This is a genomic window from Litorerythrobacter xanthomarinus (genome assembly GCF_046254955.1).
In the GTDB taxonomy this organism is placed as follows: Bacteria; Pseudomonadota; Alphaproteobacteria; order Sphingomonadales; family Sphingomonadaceae; genus Qipengyuania_C.
Map to the genome: position 1 here is coordinate 164409 of NZ_JBJXRG010000002.1, position 14788 is coordinate 179196.

Here is a 14788-nt window from a genome sequence, read left to right on the forward strand (position 1 = left end):
CTGTCGGCACCCATCAAGCATCATGGAATTTACGCCCCGCCTCCACCTAAGGAGCGGGAAGCATTTGAGGAACTATAATGGTCAAGCCAGAATGGGGCACGAAGCGTTCTTGCCCGAAATGCGGCACCCGCTTCTACGATCTCGGTAACGAGGATCCGGTTACCTGCATCGAATGCGAGGAAACCTGGACTCCCGAGCCAGTGCTCAAGTCCAAGCAGCCTATTCCTTTCGAGGAAGACGAGAAGAAGAAGAAAGACGGCGAGGCGGATAGCGATCTGGCCGATGATGATCTCGACGATATCAATATCGAAGATGATGATACGCCGGCGGACGCAGACGTCGATCTTGGCGGTGATGACGATCTCGGCGTTACCAAGGGCAAGGGCGACGACGACGGCAACGATGATAGCTGATTAGGTTGAGCGGACCGCACGGCGGGCTCAACAAAATTCTTGCCTTGGGCAGGATGCGCTCCTAATGGGCTGCGTCCTTGCCGAAAGGCAGGTCTTGCGGGTATAACCATTCCCGCGCACATGACTGGAACGGGGCCTTAGCTCAGCTGGGAGAGCGCAACACTGGCAGTGTTGAGGTCAGCGGTTCGATCCCGCTAGGCTCCACCAGTCGCCTGATAAAAGTCGGATTTCTTTGTAGGGATTCGCACGCTGGCCGACGAGGTTTCGTCCGCCGGCGTTTTTCGCATTTAGTTGGCCGGGCGGTCGGCAAAAGGAGTGAGAAAGACAATGTTCGATACTCTGTCCGATCGGCTCGGCAATGTCTTTGATCGCCTGAAAGGGCGCGGTTCGCTCAATGAGCAGGACGTACGCGATGCCATGCGCGAAGTGCGGGTTGCGCTACTTGAAGCCGACGTCGCGCTACCGGTTGTGCGCCGCTTTGTTGACGCCGTTACCGAAAAAGCGATTGGTCAGGACGTGCTCCGCTCGGTCACGCCGGGCCAGCAAGTGGTCAAGATCGTCAATGATGAATTGGTCGCCATGCTAGGCGGCGCCGAGGACGAGGCGACCAACGCCGAACTCAACCTGGATGCCAAGCCGCCGGTTGTTGTGATGATGGTCGGCCTGCAGGGCTCGGGCAAGACGACAACCACGGCCAAGCTGGGCAAATATGTCCGCGAAAAGCATGGCAAGAAGATCCTGATGGCCTCGCTCGATGTCAATCGTCCGGCCGCGCAGGAGCAGCTCAAGATCCTGGGCGAGCAGGTCGATATCGCGACCTTGCCGATCATGCCTGGGCAGCAGCCGGTCGATATTGCCAAACGCGCGATGGAAAGCGCCAAGCTGCAGGCGATCGACGTGCTGCTGCTCGATACGGCGGGCCGACTGCATGTCGACGAAGCGCTAATGGGCGAGATGAAAGCGATCAGCCAGGTTTCCGCCCCGCAAGAAGTCCTGCTGGTGGTGGACTCGCTCGCAGGTCAGGACGCAGTTAACGTCGCCAAGTCGTTCAATGACGAAATGCCGCTGACCGGCGTGGTGCTGACCCGGATGGACGGTGATGCACGCGGTGGCGCAGCGCTGTCGATGCGTTTTGTCACCGGCAAGCCGATCAAGTTTGCCGGTACGGGCGAGAAACTCGACGCGCTCGAAGCATTCGTGCCCAGCCGCGTGGCCGACCGTATCCTGGGCATGGGCGATGTGGTCGGGCTGGTCGAGAAGGCCGCTGCGACAATCAAGGAAGAAGATGCCGAGGCGCTCGCGAAGCGCATGGCCAAAGGCAAGTTCGACCTCAACGATCTGCGCATGCAGCTCCAGCAGATGCAGAACATGGGCGGGCTGGGCATGCTGGCGGGCATGCTGCCGGGCATGAAAAAGGCCAAGCAGGCGCTCGAAGCCAGTAATATGGACGACAAGGTGCTGGTCCACATGGATGCGATCATCGGTTCGATGACGCCCAAGGAACGCACCAATCCCGCGCTGATGAACGCCAAGCGCAAACGGCGTGTGGCGGCAGGCAGCGGCACCGATGTGCAGCACGTCAACAAGGTACTGAAGATGCACCAGGAGATGGGCCGCGCGATGAAGCAGATCAAGAAGATGGGCGGGCTGAAAGGCCTCGGCGCATTGTTTGGCGGCGGCGGCATGCCCGGAATGGGTGGCGGAATGAGCGGCGGCGCTGGTGGCTCGCTTCCCGGCCTTGGTGGCGGCTCAGGTGGGCCGACGGTCGATCCCAACACGCTCCCGCCCGATCTCAGAGCGATGCTCGACAAGAAATAGTTTCAAGAATTCCAACCGGATCAAGACTTTACATCGAAAGGTAAATTACAATGGCAATTTCACTCAGGCTCTCGCGCGGTGGCGCAAAGAAGCGCCCCTATTACCGGATCGTCGCTGCAGACAGCCGCAAGCCGCGTGATGGCAAGTATCTCGAGCAGATTGGGATCTACAACCCGCTGCTGGCGAAAGACGACGAAGGCCGCGTGAAGCTCAACGAAGAGCGCGCACGCTACTGGCTTGGTGTCGGCGCACAGCCGTCTGACCGCGTCGCCCGTTTCCTCGATGCTGCGGGTATCCGCGAGCGCGAAGCACGCAACAACCCGCAGAAGGCCGAACCGGGCGAAAAAGCCAAGGAACGCGCTGAAGAAAAGGCTGCCAAGGCTGCCGAAGCTGAAGAAGCCGCAAAGGAAGCTACCGCAGCTCCCGCCGAGGAAGCTGCTGAAGAAACCTCAGCTGAAGCAACAGAGAACGATGCGACTGGCTCGGTAAAGACGGACGAAACCGCCGAAGCGGTGGCCGATGCTGCTGAGGGTGAAACATCCGATGGCGAGACGGCGGAAGACAAGACCGCAATCGCCGAGGAAATCGCCGAAGGTGGTCCGGTCAACGAGCAGGCAGACGATACTGCAACTGCCGAAGAAGCTCCTGCTGAAGAAGCCGCGGCTGAAGATGCTCCAGCTGAAGAAGCTTCGGACGAAGATAAGGCTGAAGGCTAATCTGCCTTGGCTAACGACAAGCCCGTCACCCTTGCTGCCGTAACCGGCGCGCATGGCGTGGCGGGCGAAGTCCGTCTGAAGCTGTTCGGAGAGGGTGTCGAGGCGCTTTCTTCGATCAAGAGCTTCAACGGCGGTGCGTTGACCCTCAAGAAGATCCGCTCCGACAACAAGGGCGGGGCGATTGCGCGTTTTGCCGAAATCGGTGATCGCACTGCAGCCGAGAAACTGCGCGGTACGGTGCTCGAAGTATCAAGCGACGCGCTGCCAGCGTTGGACGAGGGCGAATTCTACTTCTCCGATCTGCTCGGACTACCGGTGGTCACGGATAGTGGCAAGGCCCTCGGAAAGGTCCATGCCGTGGAGAATTTCGGCGCTACCGACATCGTCGAAATCGAGCGGCCCGACGGCAGGAAGTTCATGGTTCCGCTGACCAAGCAGGCCGTTCCCGAGTGGGATAGCGAGCGGCTTGTGGTATCAAGCGAGTTCGTCGAGACATGACCTTCGCTGCCACCATCCTCACGCTTTATCCAGAGATGTTTCCGGGACCATTGCGGCTGTCGCTGGCAGGCAGGGCGCTTGAGGAACAGAAGTGGTCGATCGACACCATACAGATCCGCGATTTCGCAACTGACAAGCACCGATCGGTTGACGATACTCCAGCCGGCGGCGGAGCTGGCATGGTGCTGAAGGCCGATGTGCTGGGGAGGGCTGTAGACCATGCGCTCAGTCGGCAACCTAATACTCCAATTTTCGCCATGACGCCGCGCGGGGCGCCGCTCATGCAAGAGCGCGTGCGCGAGCTCGCGGCGGGGCCGGGGGTCACCATCCTGTGCGGGCGTTTCGAGGGATTCGACGAGCGCATTTTCGAGGCGTATCCTCAAATCGAGCAGGTCTCGCTGGGCGATATCGTCCTCTCGGGCGGGGAGCCTGCCGCATTGGCGCTACTCGACGCTTGCATTCGCCTATTGCCGGGGGTAATGGGCGCGCCGGACAGCGGAACCGAGGAATCCTTCGAGGAAGGACTACTTGAGTATCCGCATTACACCCGACCTTATGAATGGGGAGGGCGCACGATCCCCGAAGTGCTGCGATCGGGGGATCATGCGAAGATCGCTGCTTGGCGCAAGGCAAGGAGCGAAGAAGATACACGGTTACGCAGGCCGGACCTTTGGGAACGTCACAGGGGCGTTCGGGACCAGTCTGCCTCTGGCGCGCGGCATGAAAAGAAGGACTAGGTCGATGAACCTTATCCAGCAGCTCGAAGCGGAAGCGATCGAGCAACTCTCCGACGGGAAGGCAATTCCCGAATTCCGCGCCGGCGACACCGTTCGCGTTGGCGTGAAAGTGGTCGAAGGCACGCGCGAGCGTGTCCAGAACTTCGAAGGCGTGTGCATCGCTCGCTCGAACCGTTCGATCAACAGCAATTTCACCGTTCGCAAGATGAGCTTCGGCGAAGGCGTGGAGCGTGTATTCCCGCTCTATTCGCCGATCATCGACAGCATCACCGTGGTCCGCCGCGGTGTCGTGCGCCGTGCGAAGCTTTACTATCTGCGTGGCCGTACCGGTAAGCGCGCTCGTATCGCCGAGCGCCGCGAGAATGCCCCCAAGGCATAGTACCGGCGGCGTTAGATACAAACGCAACCATTTGACGAAAGGGCGTCCCGGCGGCATGTCGGGGCGCCCTTTCTCTTTCAGGATTCGAAAGCCTTGATATGCGTTCGTTCATTGCTGCTGCCTCCATATTGTTCGCCGCTCCCGCCGCCGCAGAGCACCATGAGATGACCGAAGGCCCTCATCTCACTTTCGATCGGGTCTTTGCCAGCCCGGACTTGAACGGCGAAAGCCCGCGCCAGGCGCGGCTGTCGCCCGATGGACGCTATCTCACCCTGCTGCGCAATCGACCGGATGATACCGAGCGCTATGACCTGTGGGGCTTCGATCGCCAGACCGGCGAGTGGAGCATGCTGGTCGACAGCGAAGCGCTGGGCACGGGTGCGGAACTCTCCGAAGAAGAGAAAATGCAGCGCGAACGCGCGCGTATCGCCAATCTGAAGGGTATCATCTCCTACCAGTGGGCGAGCGATGGCAAGAGCGTGCTCGTACCGCTCGATGGTGATCTTTACCTGGCTCGGCTCGATGGCGAGGTCGTGCGCCTCACCGATACCGAAGAGACCGAGCTCAACGCGACCTTGTCGCCAACCGGCGAGAACGTAGCTTTCGTGCGCAGCCGCCAGTTGTGGGTGGCCCCTGTTGGCGGAGAAGCACGTGCGATCACACCGCTGGAAGAAAGCGAAGATATTCGCTGGGGCGAAGCCGAATTCATCGCGCAGGAAGAAATGCGCCGGACGGACGGGTTCTGGTGGGGCCCCGGCGACAAGCGCATCGTGGTCGAGCGCTTCGATGAGAGCGGCGTGGAGACAGTCACGCGCGCTGCGATCGGCGCGGATGGCACGCGCGTCTACACCCAGCGCTATCCTTTCGCCGGCAGTGCCAATGCCATTGTCGAGCTCTACATCATGGATCCTGACGGCAGCGACCGGGTAAAGATCGATCTGGGCGACAATGCCGATATCTATATCCCGCGGGTCGACTGGTCGAGCGATGGCAGCGCGATCTATGTCCATCGCCAGAACCGCGAGCAGACCGAGCTCGATATTCTCAGGGTTGATCCCGCCACCGGCGCAAGCGAGGTGTTCTTTACCGAAACGGCGGCGCTGCCCGATTATTGGCTCAACCTCGGCAGCGACTACCGCTGGCTGAAGGATGGCTCGCTGATCTGGTGGTCCGAGCGCGATGGCTATGGACACCTCTACCACTACGTCGACGGCGATTGGACCCAACTCACCAGCGGTGAATGGGTCGTGACCGGGCTAGTTGGGGTGGACCAGGAAGCGGGCCGGGTGTTCTTCACAGGGACGAAGGACGACGTGCTCGCGCAGCAGCTCTATTCCCTGGAGCTGGCCGATCCTTCGTCGATCAAGCTTTTGACCGAAACCGATTACGTCAATTCGGCGATGATGGACAAGGACGGTCAATCGCTGCTGATTTTCCGCTCGAACGATAACCAGCCGGGGCAGAGCTACCTGGCCGACGTCGAGGGCAACCGGATTGCCTGGGTGATGGAGAATGCGCTCGATAGCGATCATCCCTATGCGCCCTATCTCGCCAGCCATCGGCCCACGCAATACGGCACGATCAAGGCCGAAGACGGGACCGATCTCTACTGGGAGATGGTCACGCCTGAGATGGAACCCGGCAAGAAATACCCCGTGATTTACCACCACTACGGCGGGCCGGGTCCGCAAATGGTGACCAAGGGCTGGGACGGCGGCCTGCGCCAGGCGATTGCCGACATGGGTTACATCTGGTTCGCGCTCGACAATCGCGGTTCGGCCAATCGCGGCGCGGTATTCGAACAGCCGATCTATCACGCGATGGGCGGCGTCGAAGTGCGAGACCAGAAAGCAGGAGCGGAGTTCCTCAAGACGCTCGACTTCGTCGATCCGGACAAAATCGCGCTCGATGGCTGGTCCTATGGCGGCTACATGACACTCAAGCAGTTGCAGGCTGATCCGGGGCTGTATGCAGCGGGCATCGCAGGCGCACCGGTCAGTCGTTGGGAGCTTTACGACACCCACTGGACCGAGCGCTACATGGGGACGCCGCAGGGGAATCCCGATGGCTATGCCAAGTCCTCCGCCATTCCCGATGCCACCAAGATCAGCGATCCGCTATTGGTGATCCATGGCATGGCCGACGACAACGTGGTGCTCGATCACACGACCGAACTGGTCGCCGCGATGCAGCGCGAGAATGTGCCGTTCCAGATGATGCTCTATCCGGGGTTCGGCCACAGGGTTGCCGGTGAGAAGATCAGCCCGCATGTCCAGAACGCCAAGTTCCGCTTCCTCAAGCATCATGGGGTAACTCCGCCTGAATAATTGGGCGAGCAGGAGTTTGGCCTCCTAAAGCGGAATTATTTTGCACTGCAACGTAAGTGCGCTATCTGCGCGCGCCCAGGCATTGATGCCTGTCAGTTGGAGTGTTTGAGATGGGTTACCGGGTAGCGGTCGTCGGCGCGACAGGAAATGTCGGACGCGAGATGATGGCCATCCTCGCCGAGCGCGAGTTTCCCTGCGACGAGGTCGCGGCGGTTGCATCGTCGCGGTCGCATGGCAGCGAAGTCGAATTCGGCGACACCGGCAAGATGCTCAAATGCAAGAATATCGAGCATTTTGACTGGTCCGGTTGGGATATCGCACTGTTCGCTGCGGGCAGCGGCCCGGCCAAGACCTATGCGCCCAAGGCAGCCGCCGCCGGATGCGTGGTGATCGACAACAGCTCGCTCTACCGCATGGACCCCGACGTGCCGCTGATCGTTCCGGAAGTGAATCCGGATGCGATCGATGGCTATTCGAAGCGCAACATCATCGCCAATCCCAATTGCTCAACTGCGCAGCTGGTGGTCGCGCTCAAGCCGCTGCACGATGCCGCCACGATCAAGCGTATCGTCGTCTCAACCTATCAGTCCGTTTCGGGCGCGGGTAAGGCGGGCATGGACGAATTGTTCGAGCAGAGCCGCGCGATCTTTGTGGGCGACAGCGTCCAGCCCAACAAGTTCACCAAGCAGATCGCCTTCAATGTGATCCCGCATATCGATGTCTTCATGGACGACGGCTCGACCAAGGAAGAGTGGAAGATGGTGGTCGAGACCAAGAAGATCCTCGACCCGAAGATCAAGCTCAACGCGACCTGCGTGCGCGTGCCGGTGTTCGTCGGCCATTCCGAAGCGGTGAATATCGAGTTTGAGAACGAGATTTCCGCGCAGCAGGCGATGGATATCCTGCGCGAGGCGCCGGGCTGCCTGCTGGTCGATAAGCGCGAGGACGGCGGCTATATCACTCCGGTCGAAGCCGCGGGCGACGGTGCGACCTACATAAGCCGCGTGCGCGAAGACCCGACGGTTGAGAACGGCCTCACTCTATGGTGCGTCTCGGACAACCTCCGTAAAGGCGCGGCGTTGAACGCGGTGCAGATTGCTGAGCTGCTGGGGCGCAGGCACCTCAAGAAGGGATAGAATTTTTGGACTTGGGCATTTCACCGATTGGCCATGTCATCGGCGGTCGCAGTGAGACGATCGACGATGACTGGGGTGACAGCGAAGCCTTTATCCAATTGGAAGAACCTACCTTCAAACACGAAGCACTCATGGGCCTCGAGGGGTTTAGTCACGCAGAGGTGATATTCCTGTTTCACAAAGTACCTGATGAAAAGATCGAGACCGGCGCGAGACATCCGCGTGGCAGGGCAGATTGGCCCAGGATCGGCATCTTTGCGCAACGCGGAAAAAATCGCCCCAACCGTTTGGGACTTACCACTTGCGAAATCTTGCGGGTCGAAGGCACTCGGTTGTACCTCCGAGGGCTTGATGCGATTGACGGCACGCCCGTGCTCGATATCAAGCCGGTCATGAAGGGATTCCAGCCCCGCACGGAAGTTACCGAGCCGGATTGGGCCAAAGAGATAATGTCGGCTTATTGGTGATTGGCTGCGGTCGTAATCCGCTAGTCGCCCCCGCCGAACATCGCGAAGACCTGTTCGCCTGTGAAGTCCTCAGTCTTTTCGGCAAATGAGTAGTAATGCGGCTTCTGGTCAATGAAGACCTGCCGCTCGAAACTCAGCGTTTCATCGCCGGGGAAGATGCCAACGGGCACAATGGTCTGTCCGGTTTCCTTGATCCGGTAGAACAGGTGCGTTCCGCAGTTGCTGCAAAAGCCGCGCTCGGCCCAGTCCGATGAATTGAAGACCGTGATAGCGTCTACATTCGAAAATTCGACCGACGTACCGCAATCGACCTCTACGAACGGGCCGCCGCTCCAGCCACGGCACATCGAGCAATGACACGCGCCTACCTCGTTGCTTGCTTCAGCGGCGACAACAGTCACAGTTCCGCAAAGGCATACACCGGTGCGTTTGCTGGTTCCCATGGGTTACTCCTTGTTTGAGACTTGATCCTGGAGAATCATTATCAGTGCCATGCTTGCCCTTGTCGATGGCAATGTGGAATAGGAGGCGGATGACTTTATCAGCCGATCTGTTCTTCAGCTTCCGCTCTCCCTACAGTTATCTGTCGATTGGGCGATATCGCGCGATGACCGAGGAGTATGACCTCGTAATTGAGCTTCGTCCGGTGTATCCGCTCGCGGTGCGCCAGCCGGACTTCTTCGAGCGCAACCATCCCAACTGGTTGGGTTACACAGTCCGCGACATGGCGCGAGTGGCACAGTACTATGAGATTCCATTTGGTCGTCCGGTTCCGGACCCGATCGTCCAGGATCCCAAGACACGCGTGATCTCTGGGGATCAGCCATACATTCAGCGGATCACCCGGCTCTGTCAGGTGGCATTGCGGCGCGGCAAAAGCTTGCCGTTCGCTCACGAAGCCGCCCAGATTATTTGGGGCGGTGCGGAAAATTGGCACGAAGGCGAGCACTTGGCAGGCGCTGCGGAACGTGCGGGACTGGATCTGTCCGAGCTCGATGCGGAAGTCGACGCAGCGCCTGAGCAGCTCGACGCAGAGATCGCCGCCAACCAGGACGCGCTTGAGGCAGCGGGACATTGGGGAGTGCCTACGCTTGTGCTCGATGGCGAACCGTTTTTCGGCCAGGATCGCATCGAATTGGCCAAGTGGCGCATGGAGCAGAAGGGGCTGACCAAACGGTGAGCGAGCTAGCCACTTTGAAGCTCAACTCCTTCGATGGCATCGAGCTCGCCGTACACCGCATGGGTGAGGGCAAGCCAGTCGTCCTGCTTCACGGCCTGTTCTCGAGCGCCGAGATGAACTGGATCCGGTTTGGCCACGCGCAAGAGCTCGTCGACGCGGGCTTCGAGGCGATCATGCCCGACCTGCGCGCACATGGTGAGAGCGCCAAGCCCCATGATCCCGAAGCCTATCCGCCTGATGTCTTGTCCCGCGACGCAAAGGCCGTGATCGACACGCTTGAGCTGACCGAATTCGATCTGGTGGGATTCTCACTTGGCGCGCGGACTGCAGCTCGCGCCGTAATCAACGGACTCACCCCGCGAAAGCTAGCGCTTGCCGGGATGGGACTCGAAGGATTGGCGGGCTGGGGACGCCGTTCGGAGTTCTTCGTTGATGCGATCGACCGGTTTGCGGTAGTGCGCCACGGCGACCCCGCTTTTTATGCGGTGAGCTTCATGAAAACGATGAAGGTCGACCGCGTGGCCGCGCGCCTGCTCCTCCACGCGGTCGAGGATACCGATCCAGCCGAACTGGCTGCCATCACCATGCCCACGATGGTGCTGTGCGGCGACAAGGACCGCGACAACGGCTCGCCGCAGGCGCTCGTTGAAGCCTTGCCTGACGCGCAGCTGGTGGAAATTCCCGGAACGCATATGAGCTCTGTCGCCGAACCGGATATGGGCGATGCGCTGGTCGAGTTCCTGCGAGGCAATTCGTGACTGACGAGCGGCGCATATGGGTTGTCTGGATCATCGGGCTCACCTTGTTCGCGATCGCCATCGCACTGGGCATGGCGATTACGCAGGGCAGTGTGACGCTTGGCATTCTTGAGCACCAGGCCGCCGGAACAGCCGAGCGCGTCAATGAGATCCAGGCGCAATGGAAAGCGGGCGATGTCCGCGGGATAGCGATTGCAGCGATGGTCGCCGACCTTGCCTTTATCGGGGTGTTCGCTTGGGGGAGCTACCTTCTGGGCAGATTGCTACTCGCCAACGGGGCCATGCCGGTCCGGTCGATCGGCGCTATCGTCACCGCATCAGCCATCATCTTCGGCCTGACAGATTACATCGAGACGATCCTGCAGCTTATCCAATTGCTACTTGATCGCGGTATCGATGGGATGGCGGCGACCGCCGCCACGGTACGGCCGGTGAAGGTTGCGACATGGATCATCTGCTTCCTGGGCGTGCTTGTAGGGTTCACCCTTAGAAAATTGCTTGCGAAGCGGGGCTGATCGTACTCGCGTTTTCGCCCAAACGTAAAAGTCGCCCGACGAGATGCATGCGCGGCTGAGGAAATCCGCTAGGATACTGCGATGGAGAAACGTATGCGACGTCTATCAGTCTTTTTCGCACTCATTGCCCTTGCAGGGTGCGGACAGCTCGAAGAGCCCGCTGCCGCCGAGCCCGTGCCGAGCGAGCTGGAAGGTACACTGTTCGTCGCCAACAAACGTGATGCGAGCCTATCCAAGATCGATTTGACCAGCGGAGCGGAAACCAAGCGCGCCGACAGCTGCGAAAATCCGCATGAGCTGGCGATCTCTCCCGATGGCGGCCATGTCGTACTGGTCTGCTACTCCGGCACCAGTCTTGAGATATTCACGACCGACACGCTTGAACGGGTTGCTCAGATCGAATTGGGCGAAAATGCCCGTCCGCACGGCGTGCTCTGGCACGTGAGCGGTAGGATTGTCGCGACCGCAGAGGGGCGTGGGACGATTTTCACGGTCGATGACGCGCTGTCGCAAGCTCCGGTGGTTGCCGAAATCGGCGAGAATAAGGGCGACGGTCCGCATATGGTGGTCCTGTCCGATGACGGATCGACCGCATGGGGCGCTGTAATCCCCGAGGACACCGTGATCCGCTATGATCTCGCGGCAGGCAAGGAAACCCATCGCACTGTCCTTTCGGGGCGGACCGAAGGCATAGCGCTTACTCCCGATGGTGCTGGGCTGTTTGTCGGTACACTGGCGGAAAGCAAGGTCTTCCGCCTCGATCCCGACAATCTGGCGACGCTCGCCGAAATAGATGTAGGGCGCGTTCCCATCCGTGTGATGGCGCATCCGCAAGGACAATTCATCGTGACTTCCGACCTGCAGGACGGTGGATTGAGCGTTGTCGACGCAACTACCACCCAAGTTGTTCGAAGCATTCCTGTTTCGGGTAATGAGGATGCGACGCAAGTAACCGTGATCTTTTCTCCGGGTGGTGAGCGGCTCTATGTTGCCGAAACCGCGACCAATACCGTCGCCGAGGTCGATTTCGATAGCGGCAAGGTGCTGCGTAGGTTATCGGGCGGTCCAGGCGGAGATGGACTTGCGGTGACTGATTGAACAACGAAAAATCACCACTGCAGCTGATCGGCTGGAGGGAGATGGTGCATCTCCCCGCGCTCGGCCTTCATGACATTCCGGCAAAGATCGATAGCGGTGCCCGCACATCGTCGCTGCATGGCAATGTCCTGGAGATAATCGAGCGCGATGGCGAGAAGCTCGTCCGATTTGAGGTCGACTTCGATGGCATCAAACACGTGTGCGAAGCGATCCATGTTGATGTCCGTGGGATCACCAGCTCGAATGGAGAGACACAGCGTCGCTACATTATCAAGACGCCGCTGCGGATCGGTGAGATGGAATTCCGCGCCGAAATCAGTCTGGCGGATCGTTCCGACATGAAATTTCCGATGCTGATCGGCCGATCATCGTTACGCCGCCGGTTCGCGGTCGATTCGGGCCACAGCTGGCTCCAGACACCTGGTCGCAAGACGACCAAAGGACACAAAACATGAAAATCGCAATGCTGGCCCGTAACCCAAAGCTTTATTCGCATCAGCGGCTCAAGGAGGCCGCTGAAGCGCGCGGCCATTCGCTCGAAATCCTCAACACGCTGCGGTGTACGGTCAACATCGCCAGCCACCGCCCAACTATTACATACAATGGTGAAACGCTTACGGGTTTCGACGCGGTGATCCCGCGCATCGGTGCTTCGATCACCAACTATGGTCTTGCGGTGCTGCGCCAATTCGAGATGGGCGGTGTGTGGCCGCTCAATGAAAGCGTGGCGATCGGACGCAGCCGTGACAAATTGCGCAGCATGCAGATCCTCGCCAAGCATGGCATTGGCCTACCGCTGACGGCCTATGCCAACGATCCCAAACAAGCGGAGGAGCTGGTCAAGGCGGTCAACGGGCCGCCGGTCGTCATCAAGCTGCTCGAAGGCACGCAGGGGATCGGCGTTGTGCTGGCGGAAACCGCGAAGGGCGCAGCTTCGATTATCGAGGCGTTTCGCGGGGCCAATGTGAACATCCTCGTCCAAGAATTCATCAAGGAAGCGGGCGGAGCGGATATCCGCTGCCTGGTTGTGGGCGGCAAGGTGGTCGCGGCGATGAAGCGACAGGGAGCAGAGGGCGAGTTCCGCTCCAACCTGCACCGTGGCGGCAGCGCGCAGTTGATAAAGATCACGCCGGAAGAGCGCTCGACTGCGGTGCGCGCGGCCAAGCATATGGGGCTCAATGTCTGCGGCGTCGACCTTCTGCGTAGCAATCACGGCCCAGTAATCATGGAAGTGAATTCCTCACCTGGGCTCGAGGGTATCGAGAACGCGACCGGCAAGGATATTGCCGGCCAGATCATCGAATTCATGGAAGCCAATGCAAAGGCCGGAAGGACCAAGACCAAGGGGAAGGGCTAACATCCGCTTACGACCTAATTGCGGACGTTTGGCGAAACATCGCCGGTCCTTGCTAGCGGCACAGATCTATCGAGCGCTTATTCCCATGGACGAGGGATTTTCTCCGGTACGCAGGACGTATGGCCGTCTTACGAGTTTGAAACCGTCAACATCGTATACGACGATGTGGTGCGAAGTGGTCGCTTGAGCAAAGAGTATCTGGCCATCGGCAGTGAACTCAAGCCCTTCAGGCACATGTCCTATCGGCAAATAATAGAGCAGCTGCATCTTGGCAGATGTCAGATCTATCACAGCAAGATGCCCAACATAGGGGCCATCTATGCAGGCAATCACCGCGAATTGGCCACTGGGATGAAAGGCTACATGCTCCAAACCCTGCGCGACATTGGGGATGCTGTCAGTCACCCTTGGCGAGTTCGCGGTCATGTCGATGCTCAAAACCGCATCGAGCGGCGGCTTGTCTGCAACGCCCCATCCATTCAGCACCAGAACGCGCGAGCCGTCCGGGCTGAAACGCGGTGCAAAGGGTTGGTCGATAGCGTCCACGCCCGGATCAATTCCAATTTCCGAAACGTGGTGGATCGTATTGTCGTCAATCGCAAAAAGGTGAAGCTGCCCTGGTGAGTCGGGTTCCATTCTCTCAGCTGCAGCAGCGACGATTGATCTGCCGTCCGGACTGATAGCGAAGGATGTCAGGAAAAGGGGAAACGGATCGCTTTCCCGCAGCAACACCGGCTTGCCGTCTCGCATAGCAAAAATGTGAAACTGGTGATCTGAGATGATGATCGCAGTTGAGTCGTCGGGTAGCGCCGCCCCCTGCCATGCACCGACGGGAAGCGGGAACTGGCGAATTACGGTTAAGTCCGGCGCATCTAAATCGACAACCGAAACAAGGCTTGGCGCTCCCGGTTTTGCCGGATCGTCTCCGTAAACGTTATTGGGAATAAAGGCATATCGCCCGCCGCCGACAATGGCTAACGACGGCGCGCCCCAGATCGAATTCGGTACTGTTCCTGCTACAGTACGAGTTGCGGGCGGCATGTCGGGAAAGACATCAATTACTGTTATCGAGTCAGGCAGGTTGGCATCGGCCCGGTCAAGATTAACAGCGCCAAGCCCGTCATTGGCACTTACAATCCGCAAGGGACTTGGTGAGGTAATGTACGGTGGGCCGTCAGAAGATGTTTGGGACTCTGAAGAGCACCCGCCGCCAATGGCTGCAACCGCTGACAAAGCCAAGATATTCTGCAAGTGCAGTTTTGCAATCTTGCCCGATTCGTTCGCCATATCGAAAATCCCCCGCAAACGATGCCGCGAGCATCTCTAACGATGTTCGAGCCGAATGTTTGATTGTCGGCGAGCTAGCCCAGAAAACCGTTCGATAATCTC

General features: G+C 59.3%; 16 protein-coding genes, 1 tRNA gene and 1 pseudogene. 16 read left to right on the forward strand and 2 right to left on the reverse strand.

What is annotated here, in order from left to right:
* Window positions 1-77: 77 nt before the first annotated feature.
* The 10 genes and pseudogenes from ACEWMW_RS10055 (at window position 78) to ACEWMW_RS10100 (ending at window position 8491) form a co-directional block, all read left to right on the forward strand.
* Window positions 78-413 carry a TIGR02300 family protein gene (locus ACEWMW_RS10055; RefSeq protein ID WP_409413800.1) on the forward strand — a complete coding sequence of 112 codons (336 nt, stop codon included), beginning with the start codon at window positions 78-80 and terminating at the stop codon, window positions 411-413.
* A gap of 131 nt (window positions 414-544) precedes the next feature.
* Window positions 545-620: transfer RNA gene (locus tag ACEWMW_RS10060), tRNA-Ala, on the forward strand.
* Window positions 621-740: 120 nt separating this feature from the next.
* On the forward strand, window positions 741-2231 hold the full coding sequence (gene ffh, locus ACEWMW_RS10065; RefSeq protein WP_409413801.1) for a signal recognition particle protein: 1491 nt from the start codon (window positions 741-743) through the stop codon (window positions 2229-2231).
* A 50-nt stretch (window positions 2232-2281) separates the two neighbouring features.
* Window positions 2282-2773 (forward strand): annotated as a pseudogene (gene rpsP, locus ACEWMW_RS10070) (30S ribosomal protein S16); the annotation flags it as partial.
* Between the two features lie 180 nt (window positions 2774-2953).
* Window positions 2954-3445, forward strand: a complete 492-nt coding sequence (gene rimM, locus ACEWMW_RS10075; protein ID WP_409413802.1) for a ribosome maturation factor RimM — start codon at window positions 2954-2956, stop codon at window positions 3443-3445.
* Window positions 3442-4182, forward strand: a complete 741-nt coding sequence (gene trmD, locus ACEWMW_RS10080) for a tRNA (guanosine(37)-N1)-methyltransferase TrmD (RefSeq protein WP_409413803.1) — start codon at window positions 3442-3444, stop codon at window positions 4180-4182. The genes rimM and trmD overlap by 4 nt, the downstream gene beginning before the upstream one ends.
* 4 nt (window positions 4183-4186) lie before the next feature.
* Window positions 4187-4561: a 50S ribosomal protein L19 gene (gene rplS, locus ACEWMW_RS10085; protein ID WP_409413804.1), complete on the forward strand. Its 375-nt coding sequence runs from the start codon at window positions 4187-4189 to the stop codon at window positions 4559-4561.
* Window positions 4562-4659: 98 nt separating this feature from the next.
* Window positions 4660-6888, forward strand: a complete 2229-nt coding sequence (locus ACEWMW_RS10090) for a DPP IV N-terminal domain-containing protein (RefSeq protein WP_409413805.1) — start codon at window positions 4660-4662, stop codon at window positions 6886-6888.
* Between the two features lie 110 nt (window positions 6889-6998).
* Window positions 6999-8024, forward strand: coding sequence for an aspartate-semialdehyde dehydrogenase (locus tag ACEWMW_RS10095; protein ID WP_409413806.1), 1026 nt, complete (start codon window positions 6999-7001; stop codon window positions 8022-8024).
* 5 nt (window positions 8025-8029) lie between these two features.
* On the forward strand, window positions 8030-8491 hold the full coding sequence (locus tag ACEWMW_RS10100; RefSeq protein ID WP_409413807.1) for an SAM-dependent methyltransferase: 462 nt from the start codon (window positions 8030-8032) through the stop codon (window positions 8489-8491).
* 20 nt (window positions 8492-8511) lie between these two features.
* Here ACEWMW_RS10100 and ACEWMW_RS10105 read toward each other — a convergent pair whose 3' ends face one another.
* Window positions 8512-8934, reverse strand: a complete 423-nt coding sequence (locus ACEWMW_RS10105) for a GFA family protein (RefSeq protein WP_409413808.1) — start codon at window positions 8932-8934, stop codon at window positions 8512-8514.
* An 89-nt stretch (window positions 8935-9023) separates the two neighbouring features.
* Here ACEWMW_RS10105 and ACEWMW_RS10110 point away from each other — a divergent pair, with 89 nt between their 5' ends.
* The 6 genes from ACEWMW_RS10110 to rimK all read left to right on the forward strand — a co-directional run bounded on the left by ACEWMW_RS10110 (window position 9024) and on the right by rimK (window position 13399).
* Window positions 9024-9671, forward strand: a complete 648-nt coding sequence (locus tag ACEWMW_RS10110) for a 2-hydroxychromene-2-carboxylate isomerase (RefSeq protein WP_409413809.1) — start codon at window positions 9024-9026, stop codon at window positions 9669-9671.
* The gene (locus ACEWMW_RS10115) at window positions 9668-10429 is read left to right on the forward strand and encodes an alpha/beta fold hydrolase (RefSeq protein WP_409413810.1); all 762 of its coding nucleotides are present in this window, start codon (window positions 9668-9670) and stop codon (window positions 10427-10429) included. The genes ACEWMW_RS10110 and ACEWMW_RS10115 overlap by 4 nt, the downstream gene beginning before the upstream one ends.
* Entirely contained in the window at window positions 10426-10944 is a 519-nt protein-coding gene (locus ACEWMW_RS10120; protein ID WP_409413811.1) for a hypothetical protein, read from the forward strand. Before ACEWMW_RS10115 ends, ACEWMW_RS10120 begins: the two co-directional genes overlap by 4 nt.
* Before the next feature lie 93 nt (window positions 10945-11037).
* Window positions 11038-12042 (forward strand): YncE family protein, encoded by a 1005-nt coding sequence (locus ACEWMW_RS10125; RefSeq protein ID WP_409413812.1) that lies wholly within the window; start codon window positions 11038-11040, stop codon window positions 12040-12042.
* Window positions 12039-12497 (forward strand): ATP-dependent zinc protease family protein, encoded by a 459-nt coding sequence (locus ACEWMW_RS10130; RefSeq protein WP_409413813.1) that lies wholly within the window; start codon window positions 12039-12041, stop codon window positions 12495-12497. Before ACEWMW_RS10125 ends, ACEWMW_RS10130 begins: the two co-directional genes overlap by 4 nt.
* Window positions 12494-13399 carry a 30S ribosomal protein S6--L-glutamate ligase gene (gene rimK / locus ACEWMW_RS10135; RefSeq protein ID WP_409413814.1) on the forward strand — a complete coding sequence of 302 codons (906 nt, stop codon included), beginning with the start codon at window positions 12494-12496 and terminating at the stop codon, window positions 13397-13399. The genes ACEWMW_RS10130 and rimK overlap by 4 nt, the downstream gene beginning before the upstream one ends.
* Before the next feature lie 66 nt (window positions 13400-13465).
* Here rimK and ACEWMW_RS10140 read toward each other — a convergent pair whose 3' ends face one another.
* Window positions 13466-14686, reverse strand: coding sequence for a YncE family protein (locus ACEWMW_RS10140; protein WP_409413815.1), 1221 nt, complete (start codon window positions 14684-14686; stop codon window positions 13466-13468).
* Window positions 14687-14788 lie beyond the last annotated feature (102 nt).

Coding starts and splice junctions, on each gene's coding strand:
- ACEWMW_RS10140 (WP_409413815.1), bottom strand. CDS start 14,686: ATGGCGAACGAATCGGGCAAGATTGCAAAACTGCACTTGCAGAATATC.
- rimK (WP_409413814.1), top strand. CDS start 12,494: ATGAAAATCGCAATGCTGGCCCGTAACCCAAAGCTTTATTCGCATCAG.
- ACEWMW_RS10090 (WP_409413805.1), top strand. CDS start 4,660: ATGCGTTCGTTCATTGCTGCTGCCTCCATATTGTTCGCCGCTCCCGCC.
- trmD (WP_409413803.1), top strand. CDS start 3,442: ATGACCTTCGCTGCCACCATCCTCACGCTTTATCCAGAGATGTTTCCG.
- ACEWMW_RS10095 (WP_409413806.1), top strand. CDS start 6,999: ATGGGTTACCGGGTAGCGGTCGTCGGCGCGACAGGAAATGTCGGACGC.
- ACEWMW_RS10055 (WP_409413800.1), top strand. CDS start 78: ATGGTCAAGCCAGAATGGGGCACGAAGCGTTCTTGCCCGAAATGCGGC.
- ACEWMW_RS10110 (WP_409413809.1), top strand. CDS start 9,024: ATGACTTTATCAGCCGATCTGTTCTTCAGCTTCCGCTCTCCCTACAGT.
- rplS (WP_409413804.1), top strand. CDS start 4,187: ATGAACCTTATCCAGCAGCTCGAAGCGGAAGCGATCGAGCAACTCTCC.
- ACEWMW_RS10105 (WP_409413808.1), bottom strand. CDS start 8,934: ATGGGAACCAGCAAACGCACCGGTGTATGCCTTTGCGGAACTGTGACT.
- ffh (WP_409413801.1), top strand. CDS start 741: ATGTTCGATACTCTGTCCGATCGGCTCGGCAATGTCTTTGATCGCCTG.
- ACEWMW_RS10125 (WP_409413812.1), top strand. CDS start 11,038: ATGCGACGTCTATCAGTCTTTTTCGCACTCATTGCCCTTGCAGGGTGC.